The organism is Mesotoga sp. (genome assembly GCF_035363035.1).
Taxonomy (GTDB): domain Bacteria; phylum Thermotogota; class Thermotogae; order Petrotogales; family Kosmotogaceae; genus Mesotoga.
The window spans coordinates 1-9891 of the sequence record NZ_DAOSEH010000082.1 but is presented as its reverse complement, the minus strand read 5'-3'; the positions used below and the strand labels follow the sequence as shown (position 1 = coordinate 9891).

Sequence of the window (9891 nt, the reverse complement as noted above, 5' to 3'; positions counted from 1 at the left end):
CCAGGTAGATGAGGATCTGCACGCCCGAGAACCAGAGGATCACGATGAAAGAGCCTACGGCGAAGGCCAGCAGTCTGGCGATCGACGGCGGCAGGGTAGTCTGGAGGTTTACGAGAAAATCGAGTTTCGTGAGTCCCTCGAAGGTCATCGCGCCTTTGTCGGCCAGTTCGGCCAGGACCGGACCGCTGGAGATAATCACGGGGAGGAAGAAGATCGTCCTGAAGAGGCCCTGTCCCCTGATTTTCAGATTCAGCAGAAGCGCCACGGCCATGGAGAAGGAGATGATGACCGGTATATAGACGGCCATCTGAAGGGCGTAGTCGATCAACATTCCCGAAAACGTCACATCGGTCAGGAAGGCGTCCTTGTAATTTCTGAGTTCCACGAAGAAGGTGCGGATCCCGCCGGCCGTAACCCTGACTTCGTTGAGGCTCAGCCAGAAAGTCCTCACCAGCGGTACGAGCGTGAAGATCAGAAAACCTATGAGCCAGGGCGATATGAAGGCCAACCCCTGGAGCGCCTCTCTGGTCCTTATTTTCATTCTCATCTGTTCACCTCGACAACGTAGGAGAGAGGCTCTATCTCGAGATCTCCCGCTCTCGCCGGGTTTTCGTTGTAGTTCAGCGTTATGGACGTTCCGTTGTCGTAGGTGTTTCTGAAGAGACCGGCAGCCACCTCGACGCGTTCGACGAGCCGCGAGTTGAGGGTATTTTCGAGGGCCTTCGATACGAAGTCGTAGGCGAACTCGATCTTCTCCCTCCAGTTTTCGTACTCTGTGGAGAAGAGGTCGGACGAGGCGGTCTCCACGAGTTTCATCGAACTCTCCGAAGTTATGTAAAAACTGGGGAAGAGTCCGTAATCGACGGCCCTGAGTAGTTCGCGCCTGAAATCGGACGTGAGGTTTACCGGACCGGTGAAGAGCCAGAAGGACTCCCTCAACACCGCCGGCAGAAGCGGGACGACGCTGTCTTCTATGAGGTAACCCGAATTCGAGACGGGGATGTCGGATATGTGTGAGGCCCGGGAGATCATGTAAAGGTTGGGGTTGTACAGTATCGGCCCGTCGAAGAGCGAGACCGTCTCCAGAAGGGCCTCCACGTTCTCAGTTCTGTTACTGTCCCTGGTCGAGAAGGCCAGTTCGGCGAGGTTGGCGAGGGCGAATTTTTCGATCCCGAGTTTCGAGAAGCTCTCGAGTTCTTCGAGCGCGAAAGAGACGGTCTCCCTCGGATCGATGATGAATCTCGGACCTTCGATCATTATCTGTTCCGATCTGTTCTGCGCGTAGCGGGCCCTCGATACGCCCCCCGATCCTTCATGAGCCGTCAGATAGTCCACGTAGAAATAGAATTCGCTCAGCCTTGAGATGTCCTCTATTGCTTTCCTCTCCAGGGGCAGGTGATCGGGCGAGGAGGTGGAGAGCCCCCCGGAGGTGTAGCCCCTCAAAACGACTACCGTCCGTTGAGAGTATTTGCCGACTTCCGCCAGTATTCGCTCCAGTTCACTCTGCGGAGTCATTATATGGACCTTTATGCCGAAGGTGGTTTTTTCGCTTTCCGCTACCAGGAACTCCAGCTTCAGCGGGACGACCGGCTCGAGCCGCCGCGAGGGGATCAGTCCCCTAAGCAGGAAATCCTCCCTCGCTTTTGCGGCTATCCCCGACGGGGACGAGTTCGAGCCGTCGAGGAAGTAGAATCTCAACGCCGGAGATACGGGGTTTCTCTGCGCCTGAGGTATGCTGACGCCCTCGCCCTTTTTGTTCAGGAGCTTTCTATACATCTGCCTGTATATGAATCTTGTGGTTATCCAGTTGAAAGGGGTGACTATGCCTGATTTGTAGGCCTGTACCTCGGCGTAGAGATCGCCGCCCGTTATCACTCCGAGTAAGGCAGCCTCGCCCGTCGTTACCGCGTAGAAGGGTAGGGTTATTCTCTCTGGATCGGCCACAGTATCCAGGCTTAAGGTCGTCGGGATATCGACGAAGCCTTTGTCCAGTCCATACACCCTCGCGACGAAGGGCGAATTTGCGATCGTCTTTTTCGAGAGGTCGAGCCCGGCGCCGATGCCGTCGGGGATGAGGAAGCTTCCGGGCACCGTTCCTTTCGACGCGCCCATGAAGGGGTACAGGTAGAGGGAGGTCAATTTGATCGCGCCCTCTTCGACACCCGTGACCGATATATCCAGAAAATCGACCCCGAGGGTATATTTGACCTCGATGACGGCCCCGACATCGGGGAAGGCGATGGCCACGCTGAAGTGATCGGAAGAGACGTCTACAAAGCTGGTTTCGCCGTCCCTGGCCGAGTTAAGCCGTCTGACGGTGTTCCTGCCGTCTATGTGTTCGAGCGTTACGCCCGAGCTGAAGAAGGCCTGCCAGACGTTGTTGATCGATCTGTCGGCCTCCTCCAGAACCGAATGCCAGGTTTTGCCGTTCCTCAGATCGACGAGCTTTATTCCGGCCGATTTTCTGTCGAAGTACAGCTCGAGATTGTCGTTCGCGAGAACCTTTTCGAAGGCCGGCCTCTCGAAGGTGTAAGGCCTCTGGACGAAAACCGCCGGGGGCGTTCCCGACGATTGGCCGGGTTTGTAGCCGAGCAGAAGTCCCAGAAGGACAGTCGCCAGCACCAGAAGCGCTATCTTTATCGCGTAACCGACCACGGCCCTGTTAACCCGCATGGAAGATCAGCTCCTGGACGATCGAGACGAAGAAATCGATCTCCTCGCGCAGAAGTATGAGCACGAGGAAGATAAGCAGCGCGAGAAGAAGCATCGCGAAGAGCGTCAGCAGAACGTTTTTCACCGTCTCGCCGAAGGTGAAGTTGTGAACCTGGGAAATCACGATCAGGAGCATAACGAGCGACCAGACGTTCAGGGCCTGCATCGAAAAGGTGTATATGAAGGCCTCGTTGAGCGTCAACAGGTTGGTCACGAGCGCCAGAGGCAGGGAGAAGAGCAGGATAGGCAGGAAGGCTTCGATCGTGCCTATGTATATGTGTTTGAAAGTTCCCTCGCCCTCGGAGATCTCGCTCACCAGAAAGTTTCCAACTATCCAGAGAAAGAGCAGCCTGTAAGTGTCGTAGAAGAGCGCCAGAAAATCGATGTTGCGTGCCCTGAAACCCACAAAGAGTGGCGATGCCAGATAGAGGATCAATACGTTCTGAACGTACATCCATATGTAAAGCAACGTCGCGGTAGAGAAGGAGACCGCCCCGTTTCTCTTCATCTCGTAAACGGCGTCGAAGGGGTTCTTCAGGAATTTCAGTGAAGCCTTCAACTCCCTCAACAGTCTGAACTTCATCTCTCCGCCTGCCCTGGCGCGCGGCTTTATCTTCCCCTGTCGCTTGAGGACCGAACGGACGAGATCGAAAACGGCCAGCGCCACCAGCGCCACGAAGAGAAGGCCGACGACCTTCTGGAGCCAGTCGTTCCTGAGATGCCAGAAGGCCTCCGAATAGCCCCGCATATCCTGCGCCAGCGAGAAATAGTCGAAGGCCTGCCCGTAGTTGTCCCTCTTGAACTCTATGTTGCCCAGTACTTTGTAAGTCAGGAGAAAACCGCTGTTCAGCTTCTGTATTTCCCGCCAGATAGCCTCTCCCTCCAGATACATCCCCTGGTTGTAATAACTTACACCTTTCAGCACCAGGCTGCCGAAGGCCGTGGGCGAGAAAACAGTGATCGTTCCGTCCTCTTTGTCTAGAACGTATATCCTGCCGTCCTCGGCCACGTCGATCGCCACGGGAGACCTGAGCAGTCCCCTCCTGTTTTCGTAGTAGCTCTGGCCGCCGAAAAGAAAGAGTAGATTCCCGTACGAGTCGTAGATGAAGATCAGGCCGTTCGAGCTCAGGGCGTACACGTTCCCGAACGCGTCTATGTCTAGATCGATGAAATCGGAGCTGGAGAAGTCTAGCTCGCCGTATATGTTCGTGCCGGCTACGTTGAACCTCTTTATTGCTTTGTCCGTGAGGCCGGTGGTAACCGTCCAGACAAGGCCGGAGTCGTCCACCACCAGATTGCCCGGCGAGGGCGGCTTTATGCGAAGAAGCTGCTCTTTTTGAGTCTGTGTGAAGAGTAACCTCTGGAGGATCATCCTCAGCGTTACGTCGGGTTCGTTCGCCCCGAAGAAACTGACGAACTTTCCGTCCCTGTTGAAAACGACCAGTCCGTTCGTGACTCCCTGGCTGAGAACATAGACGTTCCCGCGCCTGTCCGCCGCCACCTTCAGCGGGATGAAGTCGTTGCTCTTGCCGTAAAGCGGCGAGTCGGGTCTGGTCAGCACGCCGGTTTGTACTCCCCGTCCGTCGTATTTGTAAACCTTTCTGGCCCAGGAGTCTGCGATGTAGATCGTCCCGGACTCATCCACGTAGATCCCCTGCGGGTTCAGCACCTCCCATTCGGCCAGGTAGCTAACTTCTTTGCCGTCCAGCACGGCTATCCGGGAGTTGCCGGAATCGGCCACGTACAGCTTACCGTCCCTGACGAAGAGGTCCTCCGGAGAGAGGAACTCCCCGTACAGCACTTCGGTCGGCTCGAAGGCCTCCTGAGATTTAACCAGGAACCGGCCGATCCCGACGGTGTACGTGTTATAGGAGACATTTCCGCAGAGCGCCGCCGCGGCCATAAGGAAGACGAGAGTGATCAGCCTCTTCATCGCGGGCCTCACTTTATACCGGAATGGGCCATGGTGTTCATCACCTTGCTCTGGGTGAATATGAAGATGACGAGGCTGGGCAGGAACATTATGAGACCGGCCGCCGCCGCTACTCCCTGTCCGGCCACCGCGCTGGTGGAGCTGGTTAGCGTTGACATATAATAGGCGAAGTTCTTCAGGCTCTCCTGGTTTATGTAGAAATTGGAGGCCTCCACGGAGCTCCAGGCCGTCTGGAAGGAGAGTATGGCGATCGTCGCGATCGCGGGTTTGGTGAGGGGCAGTATGATCTTGACGTATATGAACCAGTCGTTGGCGCCGTCGAGTTTTGCCGCCTCTATGAGCGAGTCGGGTATCTGATCTATGAACTGCTTCACCAGGAAGAGGCCGACGGGCATGGCGAGGTTGGGAAGTATGTGAACCAGAAAGTTGTCCACCAGCCCGGCCCTGGCTATTATTATGTAGCGCGGTATCATTACGGCGATCGGCACGAACATGAGCGCCAGCGTGTTGATTTCAAAAAGCAGTTTCTTGAGTCTGAACTGCTTCTTGGACAACACGTAACCGGCCGCCGTTCCCACCAGGATAGTCGCCAGGACCGTGAGGAGAGAGATCAGCAGACTGTTGAAGAGGTATCTGCTAACCGGTATGCCCGACTGGGTGACCGCGTTGAAAAGCGCCTTGAAGTTGTCCCAGGTGGGGTTCCTCACGAAGATTCTCGGCGGGAAGGCGAAGAGTTCGTTCGGCGGCTTGAAGGCGTTCATGAAGATGAAGATTATCGGCAGCGACATGAAGACGGCCAGGGGTATGAGGATCGCGTAAAACTTTATCTGGCTCCTGTGAAACCTCTGCGGGTTTATCTTCGTACCCTGAAAGGCCATCTTTTCACTCCCTTTCTCCGAAGATCGACCATACGAACTTCGAAGAGATCCATATCATGAGCAGAAGCATGACCGATATCGAGGCGGCGTAGCCCATCTCGTATCTTAAAAAGCCATAGTCTTCTATATGGTTTACTATGAGCTGACCGGCGTACTGGGGCGTCGGGTTGGAACCGGAAAGCAGAACGCCTATGTAACCGGCCTGGAAGGTCGAGACGACCGACATCACCGCCCCGAAAAGCATCTGGGGCTTCATGAGCGGTACGGTTATGTAGAAGATCTCCTGCCAGCGTTTTGAGATTCCATCGACGTAACCGGCCTCGTAAAGCTCCGGGTCGGTGTTGAGCACGCCGGCGAGCATGGCGAGAAAGCCGACGCCCATACTGCTCCAGAGGGTCACTATTATCATCGTGATCATGAGGTACTGCGGCGACTGGAGCCACTGCACCGGCTGGTTTATGAGACCGAGGTTCATCAGGAGGCTGTTCAGGTAACCGGACTTGTCGCCGCTGAAGATCGTCAGCCAGATCACCTGCATGGCCACTCCCACCGTCATCGAAGGCGAGTATATGATCAGCGCCAGAATCGTTCTGGGTGCCCTGGGGATCTGTGCCAGCATCCAGGCGAGGAAGAAGGAGAGGGCGTAACCCAGCGGTCCGACTATGAGGGCGAACTTGATGGTGTTGGGAAGAACGTACTGCATGAAAACATCGTCGTACGTGAAGAGGGAGATATAGTTCTTCAGTCCCACGAAATCGGGAAACTGGATCGTGTTGAAATTGGTGAAGGAGAGAAGCACCGCCATTATTATCGGTACGATTATGAATATGGTGAAGACCACCGCATACGGCCCCAGAAAGGCCAGTATCCACTTCCCATCGGCTCTTTTCAGCTCACTCACTCCACCAGGCCAGTATTTTTTCGAGATCGGGGATCTCGTATTCTCTGACTTTCCTGCCGTTCACGACGTAGCCGAACTCCTCCATCTTCCTGAGGATCTCTCTGTTGATCCTCTGCACGGCATCGTCAACGGCCACCCTTATCGGTCTTCCCTCGAGAACGACCCTGTTCCAGATGTTGCTAATTTCGCGCTCCAGGATGTAGGTCGCCGGACTCCTGGGGACTTCCTGGAGCCACTCCCACTGTTCTCGTATCGCTTCTTTGTCCTCGTGGGGAAGCGGTACGTCCTCGAAGGCGAACCTGTTCGAGGGGAGGATCAGATACTCCAGTCCGTACGTGCTGAGAACCTGGAAGACGAAGCGAGATTGGGTCTCCTTTGAGAGCCACCATTTGAGGAACTGCCAGGCCTCTTGCGGGTGAGCGGTGTCGCCGAAGATCGCCACGGCCTGGGCCGAGCCGGTCTGCCACCTCTCTATGTCCCCGTGAGCGACCCCGGGCGAGGGGGCCAGCCCCCAGAGGCCTTTCAGCTCGGGAGCGGCTATCATAAGCTGGACATAGGTCGCAAGATTGCTTATGCCGATCGGGATATCGGCCTTCCTGAAATGCTCGAAGAAACTGGATACCTGAAGCGGCATGCCGTATATGGCGAAGAGGTCGGTCATCTCCCGGATCGCCTCCAATCCTTCCTTCCTGTCTATCGCGGTGCTCAGCCCGTCTTCGCTGTACAGCCTCGCATGGTGCTGGAAAAAGAAGGGAGCCGTGGTCATGAAGGCCTTGGATGAGGCCGTCCCTCCGATCGGAATATAGTAGTTCAGGCCGTTTCTGTGCAGCTCCGGCAGTATGAGCTTTACCTCCTCCCAGGTCGAGGGCACCGGAATGTTGAGCATGCCGAGCACATCTTTTCTGTAAAAGGTGAGATAAAAATCCTGCGTCTCTGGCAGACCGTAAACTTTGCCCTCGTACATGAAGGGAAGGAAGGTGCCGGGCATGAAGTTGCGGGCGAAGATCGTGAAGTCCTCGAAATCCGAGAGGGCCAGAGCCGCGCCCCTTATCCCCATCTCGAAGGGTATCCAGTTGCTTATCCCGAGGGCGATGTCCGGCGACTTGCCGGCCGCGTTGGCCAGGATCAGCTTCTGTTCATCCTTGATGATCGATAGATCAACCACTATCCCCGTTCTGGGGGTGAAATCGTCGTCCACGAGCTGCTGGATTATGTCCGAGTACTGTCTGGCCCTGTTTATCCAAACTTCCAGAACCACCGAACCATCGCTCCCCCCGGCTTTGTACCGGGCCGGCTTGAAGGAATCGACGAACCTCTTGATCCCCTCCCAGAGAGAGGCGAAGATGGAGGCCCTCTTGAAAGAGGGAGCCGTTTCGCCGGCGTAAATATATATGCGGTCGAGCGTGAGCGGCATATTCTGGAAGCCGTTCAGGGCGACTGAGAGTTCCGAGACGATCGATCCGACGCTTCCAACCAGCAAATCGAGCTTTTTCGGTATCTCGTCGGGAGCTTTCATAAGCCTCTCCAGAAGCATTATGGCCGTTCTGAAAGAGGTCAATTCCTGTGAATCTTCGTTGCCGTTTATCCGGGATGCCTCCGAGTATTCCCGTGCTAGCTCCTCTCTCATGGCGGCCAGAGTTTCGTCTATCCCGGGGAAGTAGTCCTCGATCTCCCACTCCACATTTCTGTCGATATTGCCCCCGCCCGTGAGATATCTTATCTGCAGGGCGAAGTCGTTTATTTGAGATATCATAGTTTTCAAAGTCATCAGGACGCTTTCGTAAACGCTCACGTTGACGGTGATTCCAAGCGTGTGTCTGCCAGCGGTCAGGTAGAGCTCCAGGTTCTCTCCGTCGCTTTCGAGAGTTTCTATCTTCCAGACGGTCGAGGAATCGAAGGGATAACTTTCGAGCTCTTTATACGGCACTGCGCCGTCTATAGTTATCTTTCTGAAGACTCTCATCTTCGATTTCGAGTCCTGAATGTATTTGAAGGCTATACAGTAATATCCGTCGGAGGGAACCTCGAATTCATAGAAGACGGCCTGTCCGCCGTTCTTCCACGAGGCTCCGCCAAAGGTGTTTAGAAGCGATCGATAAGTGTCGAAGGGAACGACGTCGAGACTCCTGTTCGCGATCGCGTTGATGGTGGTGTCGCTCTTGTAAGAAGGGTGTTCGGCTTCCACTATCGTGATGAAATCGCCTTTCGGCCGATCCGCACCGGGTTTCGCGTAAGCGGGGATCTCCTCGAGCGACAGAACCTCCACCGAGTGCAGGGTTATCTCTCCGGAGAGGAGTGTCAGCTTCACCGTATTTTCGCCCTTTTCGAGAGAGAAGAGCAGCGGTTGCCTGAAAAGACTCGAGGAGTCTCGCAGCGTATAATCGAGCGGATTCGGGAGAATCGTCTGAGAGGGCAGTACTTCGTCCCCGTACCTGTTCAGCGGAAAGTCCAGCGTCTCGTATTTCCAGTACTGAACGAGCGTCACTCTCTGCGCCTCGAGGAACTGATAAACGCCGTTTATCTCGATGGAGACCTCCGGGGGGAGGATCGAAGAGCCGGTAACCGTGTAGCCGAGCCTGATGGCATAGTGGCCGCCCTCGTTCAGATATATATTCAACTCGAGGCCGTCGTTTCTCCGGAGGTTTTCAGAAAGGGGCGGCGAGGCCCAGACGGTCCCGCCGCCGTAAGAAGGGGTAATATCCGGCAAGAGCGTGGAGTACGGAATCGCGAGATTCGCGCTCAGTGAAACGAGAGCCAGAAAAAGAAATGTCAGCAGCGCTCCGCCCTTGCTTATGGTTCCCTCTCCTTTCAGTCTGTCATTATCGCGATCTTCTCGATGGCTTTCCTGTATTGCTCGTTGGCCAGCTTGTTGAGCTGACCGGCGTAGTCTGCTATGTTCACGTTACCCCTCATGCTGTTCCATATCACGTCGCCTATCGAGGCGTTGTCGTTGTCTCCGACCTTGATTCCGGTGGGCGCCGTCCAGCGGGACTGGATATAGCCGGGGACTATCTTCACGCCCTCGACGATGCCTTCGGAGATTCTGGCGAAGGCTTCATCGATTCCCGGGAAGAGCTTCTTGACCTTGAAATATTCATCGAGGACGTCCTGCTCCGTGGTCAGAGGCATAGAGGTCCACTGGTTGGCCGTGTCGATCTCCAGTCTTTTGAGAATACCCTCTTTGGCGAAGGTTATGTACTTGGCGAATTCGTAGGCCTGCTCCGGGTATTTAGTCGTCTTGGAGAGGACGAAGAAGTCCCCCACAACGGTCACCTTGCCTTCGGGTACGCCGATGAAGCGGCTCGGGAAGGGCAGCGTGGCGAAAGAGGCCGTGTCCCATGTGCCCGACCATCTGATCGCTATCTTGCCCTGGTTCCAGACGTCTCCGTACCAGCCGGCGTTGTACTGCTGTTTCTGCTCATCCGGAAGGCTGTCGAAGACGAACTTGCCGTCGAAGAACTGCTTGG

The 9891-nt window shown here is 55.5% G+C and carries 7 protein-coding genes; all 7 read right to left on the bottom strand.

Annotated elements, in window-relative coordinates; genetic code table 11:
* Positions 1-547: carbohydrate ABC transporter permease (locus tag PKX57_RS10040; protein WP_472417102.1), on the bottom strand; the 547-nt coding region annotated here is incomplete at its 3' end.
* Entirely contained in the window at positions 544-2673 is a 2130-nt protein-coding gene (locus PKX57_RS10035) for a DUF5696 domain-containing protein (RefSeq protein ID WP_472412714.1), read from the bottom strand. The genes PKX57_RS10035 and PKX57_RS10040, both read right to left, overlap by 4 nt.
* The gene (locus PKX57_RS10030; protein WP_169698997.1) at positions 2663-4645 is read right to left on the bottom strand and encodes an NHL repeat-containing protein; all 1983 of its coding nucleotides are present in this window, start codon (positions 4643-4645) and stop codon (positions 2663-2665) included. Before PKX57_RS10030 ends, PKX57_RS10035 begins: the two co-directional genes overlap by 11 nt.
* Before the next feature lie 8 nt (positions 4646-4653).
* A complete protein-coding gene (locus PKX57_RS10025; protein WP_472417100.1) occupies positions 4654-5523 on the bottom strand; it encodes a carbohydrate ABC transporter permease in 870 nt (289 codons plus the stop codon).
* 4 nt (positions 5524-5527) lie between these two features.
* Positions 5528-6328 carry a carbohydrate ABC transporter permease gene (locus PKX57_RS10020; protein ID WP_408631269.1) on the bottom strand — a complete coding sequence of 267 codons (801 nt, stop codon included), beginning with the start codon at positions 6326-6328 and terminating at the stop codon, positions 5528-5530.
* A gap of 88 nt (positions 6329-6416) precedes the next feature.
* The gene (locus PKX57_RS10015) at positions 6417-9131 is read right to left on the bottom strand and encodes an extracellular solute-binding protein (protein ID WP_464597024.1); all 2715 of its coding nucleotides are present in this window, start codon (positions 9129-9131) and stop codon (positions 6417-6419) included.
* A gap of 101 nt (positions 9132-9232) precedes the next feature.
* Positions 9233-9891: type 2 periplasmic-binding domain-containing protein (locus tag PKX57_RS10010; RefSeq protein ID WP_472417098.1), on the bottom strand; the 659-nt coding region annotated here is incomplete at its 5' end.

Bases quoted from the DNA above. Each gene is read 5' to 3' on its own strand.
- PKX57_RS10020 (WP_408631269.1), bottom strand. From the start codon at position 6,328: ATGGCGGTGCTTCTCTCCTTCACCAATTTCAACACGATCCAGTTTCCC.
- PKX57_RS10030 (WP_169698997.1), bottom strand. From the start codon at position 4,645: ATGAAGAGGCTGATCACTCTCGTCTTCCTTATGGCCGCGGCGGCGCTC.
- PKX57_RS10035 (WP_472412714.1), bottom strand. From the start codon at position 2,673: ATGCGGGTTAACAGGGCCGTGGTCGGTTACGCGATAAAGATAGCGCTT.
- PKX57_RS10025 (WP_472417100.1), bottom strand. From the start codon at position 5,523: ATGGCCTTTCAGGGTACGAAGATAAACCCGCAGAGGTTTCACAGGAGC.